The following is an 18271-nucleotide window of genomic DNA, read 5'->3' on the forward strand; positions in this document are numbered from 1 at the left end:
ATATTTTATTATGAAGGCGCTGTCTGTCAGCGTCGCGCTGAGCGTCAGCGCAACATCGGCAATGGCTGCGGAATGTATCGCACCTGCAAAACTCCGGTGGTGGCTGGGACTTTACCTGCCGCCAGATCGGCAAAATCCTGTTTGATATCGGCCAAGTCGACAGCCCTGTTCAGGTTACGAACATGGCAGGTGGCGGTGGCGGCCTTGCGTTTTCCCACGTGGTCAACGAACGCCAGACCGACGCCGACCTGATTGTTGCCGCGTCACAAGCGACAGCCACCCGTCTGGCACAAGACGCTTACGGCGGTGCAACCGCTGACCAAGTGCATTTCGTCGGTGCCATCGGTGCTGATCCAGGTGTGATTGTTGTGGCCGCAGACAGCCCGTTCATGACTTTGAACGATATGGTTGATGCGATCATCGCTGATCCATCATCCGTGGCTTTCGCTGGCGGATCTGCTGCAGGCGGTTTCGACCACCTCAAAGTTCTGATGGTCATGCAAGAAGCCGGCTTCACCGACATCACGGAAATCAAGTATATCGGTGTTGATGGCGGCGCAGATGCTGTGACACAGACCGTCGGCGATTTCACCCAAGGTATGACAGGCGACATGTCCGAAATTGTCGGTTTCATCGAATCAGGTGACATCCGTGTGCTGGCCGTTCTCGCTGAAGAACGCGTTCCTGGCTTTGAGGAAATCCCGACAGCGGTTGAACAAGGCATCGATGTGGTCGCCGTGAACTGGCGTGGCTTGTACGTGCCAAAAGACATTTCTGACGAAGACTTCAACGCTTGGGCCGCGCGCCTGCAAGCGGTTGCCGATTCTGATGAATGGAAAACAGCAATGATGGAAAATGGGCTCGCGCCATTCACCAAAGTTGGGGACGATTTCCAAGCGTGGGTTGATGGCGTCATTGCCTCCACCGAAGAACTGTCCCGTGAGATTGGCGTTATTCAGTAATGCGTATCTCGGACCGCATTTTCGGGGCCGTCGTGATCCTTGGGTCGTTCATCTACGTGATGGCGGCCCGGGGCATCGCCAAGCCGTTCTTTGCAGACCCGCTTGGCCCACAAGCTTTCCCCATCGGGGTTGGTATCGTGGCCGCAATTTGCGGACTCGTGATGGTGTTTTCACCGGATGAAGAACCCGACTGGCCGGAAATGCGGTCCTTTTTGTCGATCGTCGGATCAACGATCCTGCTAATCGCCTATGCCTATGCCTTGAAGCCCATGGGCTTCTTGGTGCCCACCGCCATCGCAAGCGCGGTCATTTCGTATCAGATCACCCCTGCGCCAATGCGCGCGGTGATCTACGGTCTCGGTATTTCAGTCGGCCTGTTCGTGTTGTTCAAATTCGCTCTGGGGCTAAGTCTGTTTGCCTTCCCCCACGACTTCTTCGGATAGGGTGCCATCATGGAAATTCTTCAGAATCTTCAACTCGGCTTTTCGATCGCCCTGTCCCCGTGGACCCTGATGTTGGCCGTAGCTGGCTGTTTCATCGGCACAATTGTCGGCGCTTTACCCGGTCTTGGGCTCTCCAACGGTGTGGCGATCATGATCCCGCTGACATTCTCTCTCAGCCTTGATGCGACGTCCTCACTCGTGCTGCTCACCTCGATTTATTACGGCGCGATGTATGGCGGGCGGATTTCGTCCATCCTGCTGAACATTCCGGGTGACGAACCCGCGATGATGACCACACTTGACGGCTACCCGATGGCCAAAGCGGGTCGCGCGGCGGATGCGTTGGTGATCTCAGGCGTCGCCTCATTTGTAGGCGCACTTCTCGCGACAATCGGCCTCGCGATCCTCGCGCCAGCCTTGTCGCGCATCGCCTTTGAATTCGGCCCCAGTGAATATTTCGCTCTGTATCTGCTGGCGTTCTGCACCCTCGGCGGTGTGGCCTCCAACAACCAAGCCAAGGCCGCGTTCGCATCCTGCCTCGGCATTGGCATCGCCATGGTCGGGCTAGATCCAAACTCCGGCACGCCACGGCTGACGGGGGGCAACCTGCACCTTTATGACGGCGTTGATTTTCTGGTCGCCATTGTCGGTCTGTTCGCAGTCTCCGAGGTTTTCTTCTTCATCGAAAGTCACGGCAAATCTGGCACATCCAACGTGAAACTCGGCAAAGTCCGGGTGCCGTGGCGTGACATATTTGAAGTCCGCTGGGTCATGCTGCGATCAAGCATCCTTGGCTTTATCTGTGGCGTCCTGCCCGGTGCGGGCGCGTCTCTGGGCAGTTTCATGATCTATGTGACCGAAAAAGGCATCGCAGGCGAAAAGGGCGGCTTTGGAACAGGGGTTCCCAAAGGCGTCGCGGCCCCCGAGGCGGGCAATAACGCCGCTGCGGGCGGTGCTTTGGTGCCAATGCTGACGCTTGGCGTGCCGGGATCAGGCACCACGGCAGTGCTGCTTGCAGTGCTGGTCACGCTCAACATCACCCCCGGCCCGATGTTGTTTGTCGAAGAAAAAGAGGTCGTCTGGGGCCTCATCGCATCGCTGCTCATCGCCAACTTCGTATTGCTGGCGATGAACGTACCGATGGTCAAAGTCTTCGTCAAAATCCTCGAAGTGCCCCCCGCCGCACTGATGCCCGCCGTCACCATGATCTCGATGGTTGGTATCTTTTCGCTGACGGGCAGCTATTTCGACCTGATCTTGGTCGTGGCGTTCGGCGTGTTGGGCTATGTGTTGCGCAAAATGGATATCCCGACGGTGCCTGTCATCCTTGGTATTCTGCTGGGCAGAAAAATGGAAAAATCATTGCGTGACGCGATGGTCTTATCAGATGGCAGCGCGTGGGGCCTCATTTATACGCGCCCAAGTGACCCAACTAACCCATCCATGATCGCCTCCGGTCTGTTGATCGCCGCGGTTCTTGGCTTTGTCGCGCCGATGTTTCTGCGCCGCATCTTGCGCAAACCGCAGCGCGTGTCAGACTAAACATGGGAACCCGTATTCTCATCCCGTCGGGCGCACTTGGCCTTGGATATGACAAGGCGGCGTTGAATCGCGCTGTCGAGGCGAAGCCCGACCTTATTGCAATTGACGGTGGCAGCACAGATTCTGGACCATCCTATCTAGGGCGTGGGGTCAGCAAATACGCAACCGAATCGACCAAGATCGAATGGCAGGGCCTGATCGAAGCCCGCGCCGCCGCTGGATGTCCGCTGGTCATCGGCACCGCCGGGACCTGCGGCACCGACAGCACGGTTGACTGGCTGTATAACATCACACTCGAGATCCTGTCAGACCTCGGCCAAAGCGCCAAAATTGCGCGGCTCTATAGCGAACAAGACCCCGCCAAAATCGCGCAGACCCCGCTTAGCCCACTGTCAGCGGCACCGCACGTGGACGCGGGCACCATCCAAAACTGCACCCATATCGTCGCCCTTGCGGGGGCGGAACAAATCCAAACAGCGTTGAACACCGGCGCAGATATCATCATCGCTGGCCGTACGACCGACACAGCCATAATCGCCGCCCTACCCTTGCAAAATGGCAACCACGCGGGCGCTGCGTGGCACGGCGCAAAAATTGGCGAATGTGGTGCGCTCTGCGCCACAAACCCGCAATCTGGCGTGATCTTGGTGGATTTCGACGACACGGGCTTCACCGTCACACCCATGGCGGACGGGGCAAAAGCGACCCCGCACACATTGTCAGCCCATATGTTGTACGAAAATTCCGACCCGTTTATCCTGTTTGAACCGGGTGGTCATCTGGACGTCACGCGGGCGACCTACACTGCAATCGATGATACTTCGGTGCGCGTGACCGGATCGCAATGGGAACCGTCAGACACCTACACCGTCAAACTCGAAGGCGCGCGGATTGCAGGCTTTCAGACGATCCTGATGGTCCTGCTGCGCGACGCACACTACGTGTCTAACGCGCAAATCTGGTGTGATGACATCATTGCAAAACACGCCACCAAAGTCGCAGACCGACTGGGACTAGACCCCGCCACATGGCACGCTGAACTGCAGATCATCGGGCGAAACGCCAACCTTGGCACGCTGGAACAGCGCACGTTGGACGCCAGCGAACTCGGCGTGCTTGCCATCCTCACAGCACCCGATCAGGCCACGGCCAACACACTTGGTAAAATGATGAACCCCTATTTGTTACACCATCCGCTGACGCAGGAAGAAGAACAGCCGACATTCGCCTTCCCGTTCTCTCCGGCGGAAATTGATCGCGGGGCGGCGTATAAATTTGTCCTGCATCACGTCATGGCTTTGGTCGATCCGATGGACGCATTTCGACTGGTGGTCACAGATGTCTAGCGTCGCGCAAATCGTCCAGAAAGTGCGGTCCAAAAACGCAGGCCCGTTCTGGCTGACCATTGATATTTTCTGTGGCTCACCTGCGGCCTACGCCCAAATTGCCCAAGGTCTCAGCACAGACCGCGTCGCCGCCCTGTTCCGCACCACACCCGATCAAATCAAACGCTTTGATATCGCGGATCTGAATGTTGTGAAATTCAGCCTGCCGCGCCCGACCATCCAAGGCAGCCGCACGGATCGCGATATGCACGGTGCGGGTTGGGCACCGCTCATCGCAGAGCTTGAGATCAACTAGTCAAACCAGCGGTTCACCAGTGGTGCACCAATAATGACAAAGACGATCCGCACCAGATGGTGCGCCACCACAACGGCTGCGTCCGCCCCCGCAACCAATGCGACAATCGCCATTTCCGCCTGTCCACCCGGTGAAAACGCCAGCACACTTTCGGTAAATGGCAGCCAGCCGAGCCGAAAGACCACTGCGGCGAACACGGCAGAAATACAAAGGCTCAGCACGGTGAAAATCACGCCTGCCGTCACATCGACCCGCAATTCGCGCCATGAAATGCCTGCGTATTTGACGCCAATGGAAAAGCCGATGAAAAATTGCGCCGCTTGGATCGCCTCGGCTGGGGGGCGGTGGTGAATAAATCCCGCCAGCGAAAACGCCGCCGTCAGGAACAATGGCCCCAATATGGACGCGCCAAACAGACCAAACGCCGCCGCAATGCGCCATCCGGCTAGGCCCGCAGCAGCAAGGATTAACAACTGGGTCCACGGCACAGACAAGAACGGCTCACCAACGGGTTGGCTCATATCGACGCCATAGAAAAAGGCGAACACGATCGGCAACACCATCACCACGATCAACACCCGCGTCGCGTGAACCAATGACAGCGCACGCACGTCGCCACCCGCTTCTTCGCCAAACAACAGCATGTCTTGCAAACCACCGGGCATCGCCGCGTAAAACGCGGTCGGGTGGTCAAACCCGAACCCTTTGCGAAACAGCGGATAGCCCACAGCGCCAACGCAAATCACCAAAGGCGGCATCAATGCCAGCGTCCAGATCAACGTGCCCAGTTGCGCAAACAGCGCGGGCGTAATCGTGGCCCCGACCGCGACCCCCAAAATCGTGCGCATCACTTGGCCGGTTTTTGGTGCCCCCTGAAGCCGCACGCCAAACAGCGCCGCAATCAAACACCCCAGCAACGGGCCGAGCAGCCACGGCAACGGCAACGCAAGCGCCATAAATGTCGCCACACCGAGGCCGGAAATCACGAGAGTTACAAACAATGCCATAGCGCTTGGTCGCATGACACAGCCGCTAATAAAAGGGGGCCCAACCAAACGGTACGACAAAACCAAACTGCGTGACAAAGGGGGGATGGTACCGCCTCCCCGGCTTGAACGGGGGACCTCTGGTTCCACAAACCAGCGCTCTAACCAACTGAGCTAAGGCGGCATCAGCGACGATTTAGCGAGGCAAGCGCGCGATTGCAAGTGCTTATGGCAGCAGTCGGCGCCAGATTTTGCCGCAAGACCACCCGCAGGCCTGCGCCAGACTTGCCATTGCGCATGCCTGCAGGGTAGAGCGAGCACTAGCTTAGCCAAAGGATTATCACCATGGGCATTAACGACGAACGCGACATCGAAGCAAATCTGCAAATCGGTCCGACGGATCAAGGTCAGGTCCGGCTGTTCATTGAAGGCAAAGGCATTGAAATCCCGATGGATTTCACCCCCGAAGAAGCTGACGAAATCGCAGAAGAAATTCAGGCCGCTGCCAAAGCTGCCCGCCTCGTCAAGACACGCTAAATGCCGATTGCGGCCCCGACCGTGGCGCCGACGGCAGCGTTGTGGCGGGTTGGGGCAATTATGCTGACATCCATGACATTAATCGTCGGCGGGGATGTTGCGGCCAAGGTCTTGTCGCAGAATGGCATCAGCCCAATTTTCATTGCATGGACACGTTTTGCCCTCGCGTCGGTTGTATTGTTGCCGTTTTGCGGGCTAACCCACGTTGACGCCCCTGCCCTGCGTGATCCGCGTGTCTGGCTGCGCGCGTTGTTCATTATGGGCGGGATTTGCCTGATCCTGACGGCGCTGCGCACCGAACCCGTTGCTGACACGTTCGGTGCATTTTTCGTGGGCCCGATTGTGGCTTACGCTTTGTCAGGCTGGCTCCTCAAGGAACGGATCACGCTGGCCCGCACGGTTTTGTTGGGCGTCAGCTTTCTTGGCGTACTTCTGGTCGTTAAACCCGGTTTCGGCGTGACTGTTGGCATGGGGTTTGCCGTCCTCGCGGGGATATTTCATGGCTGTTACGTGGTCTCGACACGCTGGATCGCGCCTTTGTACCGACCGCGCCTTTTGCTGATCTCACAGCTGGTTCTGGGGGGTATCATGCTCGCACCTTTCGGATTGGCGGCGCGTCCCGATCGCCTCACGCTGGCGGCATTTGTCCTCGTGGCGATCAGTGCCATGGGATCTGCGTTCGGCAATCTGCTGCTGGTCAAGCTTAGCCAAACAACCCCCTCAAGCGTTATTGCGCCACTCATTTACACGCAGCTCATTCCCGCCACGATTCTTGGATTTCTGGTATTTTCGGACTGGCCAGACTGGATTAGTTTCGCGGGTCTTGCGGTGATTTTCGCCGCCGGGATTGCATCACTGGCGTTGTCACAGCGCTAAAGCAGTGCGTTTGATGTCATCGCCGTGGGGTCGCGAAACGATTGCAGACGCATCGCTGCGGTGCGCGCGAATTTCTGCACCATAACCTTGCGCCGCGCCGCTGCCAGTTTGTCCTCGGGGGCCATGCGCACGACCTCGCCATCATAGGCATCAGCGATGATCAGGCCCGTTTCATCGGGCAGCAGTTCCGTTGGAAAATCGCCGTCTACCGCCCAGAAAAACCGATCACACCATTCCAGATAACCCTGCCATTTATGGTCTGACTGAAAATCAGCCCGCGACGATTTGCACTCAACAATCCAGATTTCTCCCTTTGATCCCAGTGCCATCACATCAACCCGCAGTCCCCGCGTTGGCACCAGTTCTTCAACGCACACGAAATCCAAACTGCGAAGATGGCGGCACACACCCCGCGCCAGCAGTTGACCGGGTTGGTACATTGAGAGATCAAGTGGGGTGGCTTCTTCATGCATTCCTCGAACATGAACAATGCGTGAACATCCGTCAAGAGAAGTTAAAACTTGACATGATACTATTTGGTATCATATTAAGTCGCTATGACCAGTAATCAATCCCTCTTTCGCGCCCTCGCCGATCCAACCCGCCGCGACATCCTGCTGATGCTGCGCGGCGCGGATATGACCATCGCGCAGGTCGCGGACAATTTCGACATGACCCGTGCAGCTGTGAAAAAGCACCTCACGGTGTTGTCAGACGGCGGGTTGATCACGGTGCGCGCGCAAGGGCGCGAACGCTACAACACGCTCAATCCAAACGCTTTTGCACCTATTCGTGACTGGCTTGGCTTCTTTGATGTCTTCTGGGACGACCGTTTAAGCGATCTTAAAACTGCCATAGAAAAGGATATGAAATGACCAATACATTGAACAAATCCATCTACCTGAAGGCGTCCAAGGCTGACGTTTGGGCGTTCCTGACCGACCCTGACAAACTGGCGATGTGGTTTCACAAACCGAAGACCGCCCTCGCGCAGGGCGACGCCTATGCAATGTACGGCACCACCAGCGGCGACAAGCTGATGTGGGGCGACATCATCACCGCAACCCCGCATAGCTACCTTGAATACACCTTCACCATCGCGCCAATGGGCGACGCGACCAGCACTGTAAAATGGACCCTCGAAGATGTGGCTGGCGGCACACGCCTGTCGCTGGTGCACGAAGGACTGCCTGCTGGCGAAGATGCGTTCGTCCTGACACTCGCGCTCGACAAAGGCTGGGACGGTCATTTCGCCCAGCTGCGCGATGCACTTCACGGCGCCGATTAAGATCAATCGAGTGTGCCCCCTTGCCGAAGCCCACCTGCCACACTACCTGTAATGGCGGCGGGCTTCTGCTCTTCTCGTAAACACGGGACACATTCCAGCGGCCTTAAGCAAATCCGAGGCGGCTGGCGCTGTCGGGGCCCTGGCCTCGTTACCTGGCTACCACCTGTACACACAGGTCCTCCGGAATCAGATCCCTACGGTTGCCGCGGGGCCCGCCACCTTCACACACCACGGACTAAAAATGGATCGCCAATCATAATGGCCGCAGACCTAGCGACGTCGCCGTGCATCTTCTACGCGGATCGGAATCGGTTCTGCTAAAAACACAGGCGCGCGGGCACGAAGGCCACCGCGTGGTTCATCGTCATCATCGTCATCATCATCCGCCATGCTCATGATCACGTATGCAAATTGCACACCAGCAAAGACGACGCCGTTCAAGATCCACATCATCAACACGGCCACAAATCCGACGTCAGACCGCACCACGAGCCCGCCAAGGCCCATCATGTCAAAGCCGAGCATCACCGCGACGAAAATCGCCGACAACACAAAGCCAATGGCGCAGCTTTTGATATAAAGCTTGATCAGTTTAGGTTTTTTTTGATTGGGCATTTGGACCGCCTCCTACATGCTTGATGTGGGGACGAATTCAGAAAATGTTAGTGTCAGAACGCCACAGTCTTTGCCTGATGCTACTTAAAACTGTCAGGCTTTGCCCAATATTGGCTAAAACTGTCAGGCTTTGCCTGAGGCTAGCTAAAACTGTCAGGCTTTGCCTGACGGGCCATATGATCCAAGACCGCATTCACGAACTTCGGCTCTTCGCCACCGTCAAAAAATGCTTTCGCAACATCAACGTATTCACTGATCGCGACCTTTGGTGGTGTGTCGCGGCCTATCAATTCAACGCCCGCGGCGCGAAACAGCGCGCGCAACGTCGGGTCGATCCGGCCCAGCGGCCATTTGGCGACCAGCGCACGGTCAGTCATCTGGTCAATCTTGGTTTGTTCGTTCACCGCAGTTTCGACCAGCATACGGAACAGGTTCACGTCGCCTTCGGCCAATTCATCGCCTTCATAGACCGCCCCAAAACGGTGGTCTTCAAATTCACGGGTTACGGATTCGATTGTCTGGCTGGAATGTTCCATCTGGAACAACGCCTGCACCGCATAAAGCCGCGACGCGGACTTCATCTTGCGTCGAACATTACCTGACAGGTTTGATTTTGACGGATTTGATTGAGACTCGGTCATGCTGTGGTGGAACCATCCGTGTTGGCGGCCATCAGGATATCGTTGGTGAATCCAACGCCCGATCTAGCGCCGCCCCACTTACGGCTGAGCGCGATCAAGTGCAAGGCCGCAGCGGCAGCACCGCCACCTTTGTTTTGATCTTTCGTATCGGCGCGAACCTCGGCCTGTTTTTGCGTCTCAACGGTTAAGATCCCGTTGCCGATGCACAAACCCTGCAGCCCAAGCATTTGCAACGCCCGCGAACTGTCGTTGCAGACGGTTTCATAATGCGTCGTTTCACCACGAATAACGCAGCCCAGCGCGACGTAGCCGTCAAAATTGCCCAACCGTTCGGCGATGCCTATGGCGGTCGAAATTTCCAGCGCGCCGGGGACCTGCACAGTTTCGTGTGTGCCGCCAGCGGCCTCAATCTCGGCTTGCGCGCCAGACAGTAGATTGTCGGCGATGTCTTTGTAATACGGCGAAATAACGATCAGCAGCTTTGGCTTCTGGTCGAATTCCGCACGCGGCATGATGTAGTGTGATGTGCCTGCCACTAGCCCAACTCCGAGATTTTGCGCGTGCCAATAATCTCAAGTCCATAGGCCTCAAGGCCGACAATCTTGGGTTTGGGTGAATTGGTCAAAAGCTCAATCTCGCCCAATCCCAGCGACGACAGGATTTGCGCGCCAAGCCCGTATTGGCGCAACGTCTGTGGTGACACGTCATCAGCAGCGACAATTTTCATTGACGTATCGCGCAACAGCACGACAACGCCGCGGCCTTCTTCTGCGATGCGCGTCATCGCCTCGCCGAATTCGTTTGTGCGGCCTGCGGGGCCGATGCCAACAACATCCAGCATGGCGTCCATGGCATGCATACGCACCAATACGGGCGAATCGCCAGAAATGTCGCCCTTGATTAGAACCACATGTTCATCGCCGTGGGTTTCGTCGGCATAGATTTTCATCTGCCATTCGCCACCAAATTCAGACGTGATGGTTTGTTCAGTGCGCACGCGCACCAGATTATCGTGGCGGCGGCGATAGGCGATCAGGTCAGAAATTGTGCCGATCTTCAGCCCGTGCAACTGCGCAAACGCAACCAGATCAGGCAGACGCGCCATCGTGCCGTCATCATTCATGATTTCACAAATCACACCGGACGGGTTCAGCCCTGCCAGACGCGAAATATCAACGGCCGCTTCGGTATGACCCGCACGCACCAGCACACCACCGGCGCGGGCGCGCAGCGGAAACACATGGCCCGGCGTTGCAATGTCGGCGGCACTCTTGGTTGGATCAATTGCCACGGACACGGTGCGCGCACGATCTGCGGCCGAAATACCGGTCGTCACGCCCTCGCGCGCCTCAATCGACACGGTAAATGCGGTTTCGTGGCGCGATGAATTGTGCGTCGACATCAGTGACAGGCCCAACGCGTCCAGCCGCTCCGCTGGCAGCGTCAAACAAATCAGTCCACGACCATGGGTGGCCATGAAATTGATCGCATCCGGCGTTGCCATTTGTGCAGGGATCACCAGATCGCCTTCGTTTTCGCGGTCCTCATGATCCACTAACACGAACATACGACCGTTGCGGGCGTCGTCGATGATGTCTTCGATGCTGGAAATCACGTCTTTCCAGTCGGTTTCAACGGGGCCGGGATTTTCGAACGCCCCAGTTTTTTCAGTCGAATTGTTCATGGTGATCCTCTCAGCCGTATTGAGGCGGAATAGCCTGTAGACGAGCAATTGAAAAGGGGCGCTGTCGCCGCAGGACTTAGCGTCAGATCAGATTACACAGCCCTCCGCTGGTGGCATTAATGACCCAACGGCGCCGACTTCAGTCCATCATCCACTCTACGTTGCGGGTGGCCGCGGTATAGGCGGCAAACTTGGTTTTGTACGTTTTCGCGTTGTCGTCTTCAACCTGTCGCCACTCGTCGCTCTCATCGCTGGTGCGGTGGTATTCGACGTAGGTGAAATGCCCTGCGTCCGCGTGGTGCAAAATATCAACCATCCGCTCGCCAGTGTCGTCCTCTAGCGAGGACACGATTTTGGGTGTTTCTGTATCAGTCATGGGGATACCTCAAATTATCTGTCATTGGGCGGGCGCGAAATAATCAGCGGTGGGCAAGGTGCCAGCCATGCGGCCTGCCTGCACCCATTCGCGTTCCAGATTGCTATTGCACATCAGCACGAAACGGCTAGCGGGGCGGCCGGCTTTCCCAATCTTTTGAATGCCGCCCGCCATCAATCATAGTCCCGCAAGCGGGCTACATAGCGCGCCATCGTGTCCACCTCCAGGTTCACCGGATCGCCAACTTTTGCATCGCCCCACGTGGTCACGGACTTCGTGTGCGGGATAAAGTTGATGCCAAAGCGCGCGCCATCGACTTCGTTCACGGTCAAAGACGTCCCGTTCAGGGCAACCGACCCTTTGGGCGCAATAAACCGTCCCAAATCATCAGGGGCTTGCAGCGTCACGCGGGTGCTAGCGCCATCGTCCACCATTCCCACGATCATCGCCACCCCGTCCACATGGCCGGACACAATATGCCCACCAAGTTCATCCCCGACCTTGAGGCTTCGTTCCAGATTGACCCGTTTGCCAACCGCCCATGCTGCAAGCGATGTCTTGCTGACTGTTTCTGCCGAAATATCAACATCGTACCAGCCTTGCGAATCGCGATCCAGATCCACGCCTTTGGCGACAACCGTCAAACACACGCCATCAGATGCAATCGACGCACCAATATCAATTCCGGAAATATCGTAACGCGTCGCGATCCGTGCCCGCAAATCGCCACGGTTTTCCAGCGCCAAAACGCGACCGACGTCTGTTACGATGCCTGTAAACATGGTGTATCCCTCTCTTATTCCCCCACGAACTAGCCCCTTGAATGGTCATGGGCAAGCTGGCTAGATACCACAGCGACACAACGCGCCATATTTCAGCCAAACTAAGTGGTTAATGTCTCCGAAACCAACGCCACAATATCATGGGACCAGAGTGACCGATCACGCAACCAGATCTTTCCTGTTTTTGCAGGGGCCCCATGGGCCGTTCTTCCACCGTCTGGGCAAAATGCTCCGCGCGGCGGGGGCAGATGTCTGGCGCGTTGGCTTCAATGCAGGCGATCGCGCGTTCTGGTTCGGGGCCAAGGGCTACATCCCCTATCGCGGCGATCCCAGTGATTGGGTTGAAACGTTCAAGGCTATCGTCGAAGACAAATCCATCACCGACATTGTTCTTTATGGTGACACGCGGCCCGCCCATGCGGACGCAGTTGTCGCGGCCAAGGAAATGGGCCTGACCGTGCACGTCTATGAAGAAGGCTACATGCGCCCGTTCTGGGTCACCTATGAGCGTGGCGGCGCCAACGGCCATTCCAAGCTGATGAACACCAGCGTCGATGACATGCGCAAGGCTTTGGCCGAAACGGAACTCGACGTGCCTGAGGCACCGGCCCACTGGGGCGACATGCGCCACCATGTTTTTTACGGCGCATTGTATCATTGGTTCGTGATGTTTCGGAACGGCGAATACCGCAATTTCCAGCGCCATCGCGAGCTACCATTGATTGCTGAAACAGCACTGTATACTCGCCGCCTGATGTTGATGCCGTTTATCGCGCTGGACCGGATCATCGCCACCTTTCGCATCAAACATGGCGGTTATCCCTATCACATTGCGCTGCTGCAGCTTGAACACGACTCTTCGTTCCAAATGCATTCGCCGTTTGCGCGCATGGAAGAATTCCTTGCCCTCGTGATCGAAGGCTTCGCCAAGGGTGCGCCACAACACCACCATCTTGTGTTCAAAGCCCACCCGCTCGAAAATGGCCGCAGCCCGCTGCGTAAAATCATCCGCCAACTGGCCCGCGACAACGACATCTATGATCGTGTTCACTACGTGCGTGGCGGCAAACTGGCACAGGTTCTAGACCATGCGCGCACCGCCGTGACGGTCAATTCCACCGCCACGCAACGGGTGTTGCACCGTGGTATCCCGCTTAAGGTGTTCGGCAATGCCGTCTATGACAAACCGGAATTTGTATCTGAATTGCCCGTCGATCGGTTCTTTGCGGCCCCCGCCCGGCCCGACAATCGCGCATTTAAGGACTACCGCCGCTATTTGCTCGAAACAAGCCAGGTTCCAGGTGGGTTTTATTCCGCGAGGGGCCGTCACCAGTTGATGCGCCAATTGGTCGATATGATGCTGGACCACAACGATCCTTACGATGCGTTGCGCAGCGGACAGGCCCCTCCGCGCCAGCAGTTGCGTGTGGTTAAATAAAAACCACCACACCTAGGGGGTGGCATGGCAAGTGCGCCACACCCCACCATACCCCAACCTTATACTAGATTTTGGCCACGGATTCCCGTACATTACAGTCAAAAGGTGAGGTGAATATAAATTCGCCCACATGACGACTGAGGCAGTTTTAATTAGGTCGAGGAGACCGGAGCAGTGAAATCCCCAAGATTGCGCCTTACAAAAGGCGTGGCCCTCGTTGCTGTATTGGCAGTTGTTGCGTCCTGCGGTTTACCGCGCTCAGGACCGACGAAGAATGAAATTATTTCCGGATCGGTGATGGAAGACGGCGACGCCTTTGTCCTTGTCGTTGATGACCGCGTGAATTTGGTGGCGAGTGTCACCCCCGCCCTCGGATTTTCCGCAGGCTTTCGCGATGCCAGTCCAATCGGCAGCGACACGATCCGCGCGGGTGACGTGCTTGGCTTGACGATCTGGGAAAATGTGCGCGATCCGCTGCTTGTGCCCGCCGGTCAAAACGCCACGGTGCTTGAAGAAGTACAAGTCGACGGCTCCGGTTTCATCTTCGTGCCCTACGCAGGCCGCATTCGCGCTGCTAGCAACACACCAGACGCGATCCGCCGCATCATCACTGAAAAACTCGAAGAACAAACGCCAGACCCACAAGTTCAGGTCCGCCGCCTTGCTGGTGACGGTGCGACTGTGTCCGTCGTCGGTGCCGTGGCCGCCCAAGGTGTCTACGCCATTGAACGCCCGACCCGTACACTGTCGGCGATGATTGCGCGGGCTGGCGGTGTGGCCATTCAACCAGAAATCGCACAAGTGACCGTCGTGCGCGGCGACCACACTGGCGAGATCTGGTTTGAAGACCTCTACGCCCATCCGGGACACGACATCGCTCTGCGCGCCGGCGACCGGATCTTTGTCGAACAAGACACCCGCAGTTTTACCGCCCTTGGCGCAACAGGCACTCAAAGCCGTGTCGCATTTGAATCTCAAACCATTTCTGCAATCGAAGCCATCGCGCAAGTTGGTGGCTTGAACACCAACCTCGCTGATCCAACGGGCGTCTTTGTATTTCGCAATGAACCCGTTGAAATCGCCAGCCAATTGGTTGCCCGCAATGACTTGATCGGCACCCAGCGCGTCATCTACGTGCTCGACCTGACTGAACCCAACGGCATGTTCATGGCACGCGATTTCGCGATCCGCGACGGCGACACAGTCTACGTAACCGAAGCACCGTTTAGCCAATTCAACAAAACCATCTCGGCTGTCTTTGGCACGCTTGGGTCGGTCAGTACGGCTGCCGCACTCGGCGGGTGATGACCTTGCAAAATACGACAGCCGCCGCAGGGGCAACCCCGCGGCGGCTGTATGTTTATAACGGTGGATTTCTAACCCAGAAACGTGTGCGCCGCATCCTGACGCTGTCGGGATATGACGTATCGTTGGGCAAACCGACTGGCGATGATCTGATCGGCGTTTGGGGCCAATCGCCGACGTCGTGGCGCGGTGAGGCGGTGGCAAACCGCACCTCTGCGCCCGTGTTGAGGGTCGAGGACGCATTTTTACGCTCGGTCTTGCCGGGTCGCGAAGGCGAACCACCGCTTGGTCTGCATCTGGACACGCGCGGCGTGCATTTCGATCCGACAAAACCGTCTGATCTGGAAATGATCCTGCGCGACGATCCGCTGGATGACACGGCGCTGTTGAACCGCGCACGCGACTGCGTCGACGCGATCAAACGGGCGCACCTCAGTAAATACAACGCCTATGATCCAGACACCCCTGCCCCTGATGCGGGCTATGTATTGGTGATTGACCAGACCGCGGGCGATGCGTCCGTCACCGCGTCCCGCGCAGATCGAAACACCTTCCTTGAGATGTTATTCGTGGCGCGCGAAGACCACCCAAACGCGCAAATCCTGATCAAAACCCATCCAGAAACCGCGCACGGCCATCGCGATGGCCACTACCGCGACGCCGATCTGTCGGACAATGTCGCATTCTTTAGCGATCTGATCTCACCGCATCACCTGCTCAACGGGGCCATTGCGGTCTATACAGTGTCCTCCCAATACGGGTTTGAAGCAATCATGGCGGGCCACAAACCGGTGGTCTTCGGCCAGGCGTTTTACGTCGGCTGGGGCCTGACGGATGACCGGATGCCCGTGGATCGCCGCCAAAGAAACCTGACCCGCGCCCAGCTTTTCGCAGGCGCGATGATCCTGTATCCGGTGTGGTACGATCCCTACCGCAATCAACTATGCGACCTTGAAACTGCCATCACGACGCTTCACGCCCACACCCGTGCATGGCGCGACGACCACCTTGGCTGGGTCGCGTCGGGCATGAGATTGTGGAAACGTGGACCACTACAAAAGGTGTTTGGCTAGCACCGTAAAATGATGTTTGAAGACGATCCCGACAAGGCCGACGCGCGGGCCGCTAAAACCGGTCGGGGCCGCATGGTCTGGGCGGGCAAAGCCACGGGACACGACAGTGCATTGCGTGTCGAAGACGGTTTCCTGCGCTCGCGCGGCCTTGGGGCCGATCTGATCGCGCCCCTGTCTTTGGTCCTTGATGATCTCGGCATTTACTACGATCCGAACAAGCCAAGCCGTCTGGAGGCCCATATTCAAGCCAGCATCGCGCTGCCCGATGCCGCCCTTTTGCGGGCCGAAATGCTGATTGATCGGATTACCAGCGCCGGACTGAGCAAATATAACCTCACCGCCACAAACCTGCACAACGACCTGCCAAAGGGGCGCCGTATCCTGGTCCCCGGACAGGTCGAAGACGATGCCTCTATCCGGCTTGGCACCACGGACGTGACCACCAACCGCGCATTGCTACAGGCCTGTCGCGCCGCCAATCCCGCCGCTGTGATCCTTTATAAACCGCACCCCGATGTCGAAGCAGGGCTGCGGACTGGCGCTGCGCCGGACGCCGCCGATATCGCGGATATCGTGCTCACCAAGACCTCCCCTATTGCGGCACTTGACGCTGTGGACGCCGTCTGGACCATGACATCAACCATCGGGTTCGAGGCCTTGTTGCGCGGCAAATACGTGACCTGTCTGGGATCGCCCTTTTACGCAGGCTGGGGCCTGACGGACGACCGTGCAACACCAATCGTACGCCGCACAGCCCTGCCGACACTCGCGCAATTGACCCACGCTGTGCTGATTGATTACCCCCCGCTATTTCGACCCCGTTAGCGGCCGCCCCTGCCCCGTAGACGTGGTGATTGACCGACTGCAAAGCGGCAAAGTCCCCCGCCCATCCCGCGCCAATCGCCTGCTGGCGAAAGTTCAAGGTATGCTTGCCAGCTACGCGCATTTGTGGCGCTAGCGGTTGATCGCCCCGACGGTTAAGTTTTAAGTCGCGTACAATAAGGCGCGACGCCAGCGGTGCATAATATCTGCACCAATGCGCGTGGTTTCAACCAGATCAAATCGCGGCGCGTCGGCCAATCGATCCAGCCCCATCGCCCCAATCGACGGCGTGCCCTCCGCCCCCAGCACGATGCCCGCCGTAAAGCCGACGATCTCATCCACCAGACCCGCACCAAGCAGGGACGCGGCAAGGCTGCCCCCACCTTCACAAAACACCCGCGTCAGCCCCGCAGCCGCCAATTTATGCATCATATCAACGGGATCAATCTCCCTGCCCTGCAAATCGCACGGCAAGGATTTGGCCCCTTGATCAACCCATTTCTGCGCATCAACATTCGCCCCATGACACAGCCACAACGGGGCATAGTTAATCGTCGCCAACAGGTTTGCAGCACCCATATCAAGCCGCCCAGACGCCACGATGCGCACAGGCTGGCGCACCGCGCCCATTTCGCGCACCGTCAATGTTGGATCATCCGCGCGCACTGTACCCGCCCCAACCAAAACTGCATCGTGCGCCGCGCGCATCGCGTGGACCTTGCGGCGCGCGTCCGGGCCGGTGATCCATTTGCTTTCACCAGTGGCAGCCGCAATGCGCCCATCGAATGAACTGGCAAGTTTTAGCGTCACGAGGGGGCGGTTTTCGGTAATACGCAGCAGAAAACCCGCCATATCCACGCGGGCTTCATCCTCGCGCACACCAATCATGACGTCGATCCCGGCCGCTCGCAAAATCGCAATCCCCTTGCCCGCCACGCGCGGGTCAGGGTCGCCTGTTGCAATCACAACGCGGCTCACGTTTGCAGCAATTAACGCGTCCACACAGGGCGGCGTTTTTGCATGATGGGCGCACGGTTCAAGCGTCACATACGCAGTGGCACCTGCCGCATCGATACTATCAAGCGCGCGCGTTTCCGCATGGGGCCGCCCACCATCCGCCGTCCAACCGCGTCCGATCACGCGACCACCATTTTCGCACGGGCGCACAATGACACAGCCGACATTTGGATTGGGCCAAACACGACCAAGGCCCCGCCGCCCAAGCGACAGGGCCATGCCCATAAACCGGTTGTCTAAATC

The 18271-nt window shown here is 57.6% G+C and carries 21 protein-coding genes, 1 tRNA gene and 1 pseudogene; 12 read left to right on the forward strand and 11 right to left on the reverse strand.

Annotation, left to right across the window (positions count from 1 at the left end; all coding sequences use genetic code 11):
* Positions 1-182: 182 nt before the first annotated feature.
* Genes OA238_RS15100 through OA238_RS15120 form a run of 5 tightly spaced genes read left to right on the forward strand, consistent with a single transcriptional unit; the run spans position 183 to position 4588 of the window.
* Positions 183-962 carry a Bug family tripartite tricarboxylate transporter substrate binding protein gene (locus tag OA238_RS15100; protein ID WP_015495835.1) on the forward strand — a complete coding sequence of 260 codons (780 nt, stop codon included), beginning with the start codon at positions 183-185 and terminating at the stop codon, positions 960-962.
* Entirely contained in the window at positions 962-1405 is a 444-nt protein-coding gene (locus OA238_RS15105; protein ID WP_015495836.1) for a tripartite tricarboxylate transporter TctB family protein, read from the forward strand. The genes OA238_RS15100 and OA238_RS15105 overlap by 1 nt, the downstream gene beginning before the upstream one ends.
* Before the next feature lie 9 nt (positions 1406-1414).
* The gene (locus OA238_RS15110) at positions 1415-2947 is read left to right on the forward strand and encodes a tripartite tricarboxylate transporter permease (protein WP_015495837.1); all 1533 of its coding nucleotides are present in this window, start codon (positions 1415-1417) and stop codon (positions 2945-2947) included.
* 2 nt (positions 2948-2949) lie between these two features.
* Positions 2950-4293, forward strand: coding sequence for an acyclic terpene utilization AtuA family protein (locus tag OA238_RS15115; RefSeq protein ID WP_015495838.1), 1344 nt, complete (start codon positions 2950-2952; stop codon positions 4291-4293).
* Entirely contained in the window at positions 4286-4588 is a 303-nt protein-coding gene (locus tag OA238_RS15120) for a DUF4387 family protein (RefSeq protein ID WP_015495839.1), read from the forward strand. The genes OA238_RS15115 and OA238_RS15120 overlap by 8 nt, the downstream gene beginning before the upstream one ends.
* On the opposite strand, the gene OA238_RS15125 is transcribed toward OA238_RS15120, so the two are convergent.
* A complete protein-coding gene (locus OA238_RS15125; RefSeq protein WP_044036932.1) occupies positions 4585-5595 on the reverse strand; it encodes an AbrB family transcriptional regulator in 1011 nt (336 codons plus the stop codon). The genes OA238_RS15120 and OA238_RS15125 overlap by 4 nt on opposite strands.
* Before the next feature lie 86 nt (positions 5596-5681).
* A tRNA-His gene (locus OA238_RS15130) sits at positions 5682-5758 on the reverse strand.
* A 161-nt stretch (positions 5759-5919) separates the two neighbouring features.
* Between OA238_RS15130 and OA238_RS15135 the strand changes: the two genes are divergently transcribed.
* Positions 5920-6111: a DUF6324 family protein gene (locus OA238_RS15135; protein ID WP_015495841.1), complete on the forward strand. Its 192-nt coding sequence runs from the start codon at positions 5920-5922 to the stop codon at positions 6109-6111.
* Between the two features lie 60 nt (positions 6112-6171).
* Positions 6172-6987: a DMT family transporter gene (locus OA238_RS15140; RefSeq protein WP_015495842.1), complete on the forward strand. Its 816-nt coding sequence runs from the start codon at positions 6172-6174 to the stop codon at positions 6985-6987.
* Here OA238_RS15140 and OA238_RS15145 read toward each other — a convergent pair.
* Positions 6984-7460, reverse strand: a complete 477-nt coding sequence (locus OA238_RS15145; RefSeq protein WP_015495843.1) for an MmcB family DNA repair protein — start codon at positions 7458-7460, stop codon at positions 6984-6986. The two genes, OA238_RS15140 and OA238_RS15145, sit on opposite strands and share 4 nt — an antisense overlap.
* An 84-nt stretch (positions 7461-7544) precedes the next feature.
* Between OA238_RS15145 and OA238_RS15150 the strand changes: the two genes are divergently transcribed.
* Together OA238_RS15150 and OA238_RS15155 are read left to right on the forward strand one after the other, a co-directional pair.
* A complete protein-coding gene (locus OA238_RS15150) occupies positions 7545-7862 on the forward strand; it encodes an ArsR/SmtB family transcription factor (protein ID WP_015495844.1) in 318 nt (105 codons plus the stop codon).
* Positions 7859-8275: an SRPBCC family protein gene (locus OA238_RS15155; protein WP_015495845.1), complete on the forward strand. Its 417-nt coding sequence runs from the start codon at positions 7859-7861 to the stop codon at positions 8273-8275. The genes OA238_RS15150 and OA238_RS15155 overlap by 4 nt, the downstream gene beginning before the upstream one ends.
* A 270-nt stretch (positions 8276-8545) precedes the next feature.
* Here the strand turns inward: OA238_RS15155 and OA238_RS15160 are convergent, their stop codons facing one another.
* From OA238_RS15160 to OA238_RS15185, 7 genes are all read right to left on the reverse strand, one after another.
* Positions 8546-8890 carry a hypothetical protein gene (locus OA238_RS15160; RefSeq protein WP_015495846.1) on the reverse strand — a complete coding sequence of 115 codons (345 nt, stop codon included), beginning with the start codon at positions 8888-8890 and terminating at the stop codon, positions 8546-8548.
* 140 nt (positions 8891-9030) lie between these two features.
* Complete coding sequence (gene nusB, locus OA238_RS15165) at positions 9031-9531, reverse strand: transcription antitermination factor NusB (protein WP_015495847.1); 501 nt, start codon at positions 9529-9531, stop codon at positions 9031-9033.
* Positions 9528-10067: a 6,7-dimethyl-8-ribityllumazine synthase gene (locus OA238_RS15170; protein ID WP_015495848.1), complete on the reverse strand. Its 540-nt coding sequence runs from the start codon at positions 10065-10067 to the stop codon at positions 9528-9530. The genes nusB and OA238_RS15170 overlap by 4 nt, the downstream gene beginning before the upstream one ends.
* Entirely contained in the window at positions 10067-11215 is a 1149-nt protein-coding gene (gene ribB, locus OA238_RS15175) for a 3,4-dihydroxy-2-butanone-4-phosphate synthase (RefSeq protein ID WP_015495849.1), read from the reverse strand. The genes OA238_RS15170 and ribB overlap by 1 nt, the downstream gene beginning before the upstream one ends.
* 139 nt (positions 11216-11354) lie before the next feature.
* The gene (locus OA238_RS15180; RefSeq protein ID WP_015495850.1) at positions 11355-11591 is read right to left on the reverse strand and encodes a hypothetical protein; all 237 of its coding nucleotides are present in this window, start codon (positions 11589-11591) and stop codon (positions 11355-11357) included.
* A gap of 21 nt (positions 11592-11612) precedes the next feature.
* On the reverse strand, positions 11613-11765 hold the full coding sequence (locus OA238_RS32870; protein ID WP_187293058.1) for a hypothetical protein: 153 nt from the start codon (positions 11763-11765) through the stop codon (positions 11613-11615).
* Positions 11765-12373, reverse strand: a complete 609-nt coding sequence (locus OA238_RS15185) for a riboflavin synthase (protein WP_015495851.1) — start codon at positions 12371-12373, stop codon at positions 11765-11767. The genes OA238_RS32870 and OA238_RS15185 overlap by 1 nt, the downstream gene beginning before the upstream one ends.
* Positions 12374-12524: 151 nt before the next feature.
* Between OA238_RS15185 and OA238_RS15190 the strand changes: the two genes are divergently transcribed.
* The 3 genes and pseudogenes from OA238_RS15190 to OA238_RS15200 all read left to right on the forward strand — a co-directional run bounded on the left by OA238_RS15190 (position 12525) and on the right by OA238_RS15200 (position 17147).
* The gene (locus tag OA238_RS15190; protein WP_015495852.1) at positions 12525-13811 is read left to right on the forward strand and encodes a capsule biosynthesis protein; all 1287 of its coding nucleotides are present in this window, start codon (positions 12525-12527) and stop codon (positions 13809-13811) included.
* Positions 13812-13985: 174 nt separating this feature from the next.
* A complete protein-coding gene (locus OA238_RS15195) occupies positions 13986-15116 on the forward strand; it encodes a polysaccharide biosynthesis/export family protein (protein WP_015495853.1) in 1131 nt (376 codons plus the stop codon).
* A pseudogene (locus tag OA238_RS15200) lies at positions 15116-17147 on the forward strand (capsular polysaccharide biosynthesis protein). The gene OA238_RS15195 and the pseudogene OA238_RS15200 overlap by 1 nt, the downstream one beginning before the upstream one ends.
* A gap of 26 nt (positions 17148-17173) precedes the next feature.
* On the opposite strand, the gene ribD reads toward OA238_RS15200, so the two are convergent.
* Positions 17174-18253: a bifunctional diaminohydroxyphosphoribosylaminopyrimidine deaminase/5-amino-6-(5-phosphoribosylamino)uracil reductase RibD gene (gene ribD / locus OA238_RS15205; protein WP_015495854.1), complete on the reverse strand. Its 1080-nt coding sequence runs from the start codon at positions 18251-18253 to the stop codon at positions 17174-17176.
* Positions 18254-18271 lie beyond the last annotated feature (18 nt).

The sequence above is a fragment of the Octadecabacter arcticus 238 genome (assembly GCF_000155735.2).
GTDB classification, from domain to species: Bacteria; Pseudomonadota; Alphaproteobacteria; order Rhodobacterales; family Rhodobacteraceae; genus Octadecabacter; species Octadecabacter arcticus.

What these genes read in the sequence shown, in the direction of transcription:
- OA238_RS15100 (WP_015495835.1), top strand. Translation starts at nt 183, where the DNA reads ATGGCAGGTGGCGGTGGCGGCCTTGCGTTTTCCCACGTGGTCAACGAA.
- OA238_RS15105 (WP_015495836.1), top strand. Translation starts at nt 962, where the DNA reads ATGCGTATCTCGGACCGCATTTTCGGGGCCGTCGTGATCCTTGGGTCG.
- OA238_RS15110 (WP_015495837.1), top strand. Translation starts at nt 1,415, where the DNA reads ATGGAAATTCTTCAGAATCTTCAACTCGGCTTTTCGATCGCCCTGTCC.
- OA238_RS15115 (WP_015495838.1), top strand. Translation starts at nt 2,950, where the DNA reads ATGGGAACCCGTATTCTCATCCCGTCGGGCGCACTTGGCCTTGGATAT.
- OA238_RS15120 (WP_015495839.1), top strand. Translation starts at nt 4,286, where the DNA reads ATGTCTAGCGTCGCGCAAATCGTCCAGAAAGTGCGGTCCAAAAACGCA.
- OA238_RS15125 (WP_044036932.1), bottom strand. Translation starts at nt 5,595, where the DNA reads ATGGCATTGTTTGTAACTCTCGTGATTTCCGGCCTCGGTGTGGCGACA.
- OA238_RS15135 (WP_015495841.1), top strand. Translation starts at nt 5,920, where the DNA reads ATGGGCATTAACGACGAACGCGACATCGAAGCAAATCTGCAAATCGGT.
- OA238_RS15140 (WP_015495842.1), top strand. Translation starts at nt 6,172, where the DNA reads ATGCTGACATCCATGACATTAATCGTCGGCGGGGATGTTGCGGCCAAG.
- OA238_RS15145 (WP_015495843.1), bottom strand. Translation starts at nt 7,460, where the DNA reads ATGCATGAAGAAGCCACCCCACTTGATCTCTCAATGTACCAACCCGGT.
- OA238_RS15150 (WP_015495844.1), top strand. Translation starts at nt 7,545, where the DNA reads ATGACCAGTAATCAATCCCTCTTTCGCGCCCTCGCCGATCCAACCCGC.
- OA238_RS15155 (WP_015495845.1), top strand. Translation starts at nt 7,859, where the DNA reads ATGACCAATACATTGAACAAATCCATCTACCTGAAGGCGTCCAAGGCT.
- OA238_RS15160 (WP_015495846.1), bottom strand. Translation starts at nt 8,890, where the DNA reads ATGCCCAATCAAAAAAAACCTAAACTGATCAAGCTTTATATCAAAAGC.
- nusB (WP_015495847.1), bottom strand. Translation starts at nt 9,531, where the DNA reads ATGACCGAGTCTCAATCAAATCCGTCAAAATCAAACCTGTCAGGTAAT.
- ribB (WP_015495849.1), bottom strand. Translation starts at nt 11,215, where the DNA reads ATGAACAATTCGACTGAAAAAACTGGGGCGTTCGAAAATCCCGGCCCC.
- OA238_RS15180 (WP_015495850.1), bottom strand. Translation starts at nt 11,591, where the DNA reads ATGACTGATACAGAAACACCCAAAATCGTGTCCTCGCTAGAGGACGAC.
- OA238_RS32870 (WP_187293058.1), bottom strand. Translation starts at nt 11,765, where the DNA reads ATGGCGGGCGGCATTCAAAAGATTGGGAAAGCCGGCCGCCCCGCTAGC.
- OA238_RS15185 (WP_015495851.1), bottom strand. Translation starts at nt 12,373, where the DNA reads ATGTTTACAGGCATCGTAACAGACGTCGGTCGCGTTTTGGCGCTGGAA.
- ribD (WP_015495854.1), bottom strand. Translation starts at nt 18,253, where the DNA reads ATGGGCATGGCCCTGTCGCTTGGGCGGCGGGGCCTTGGTCGTGTTTGG.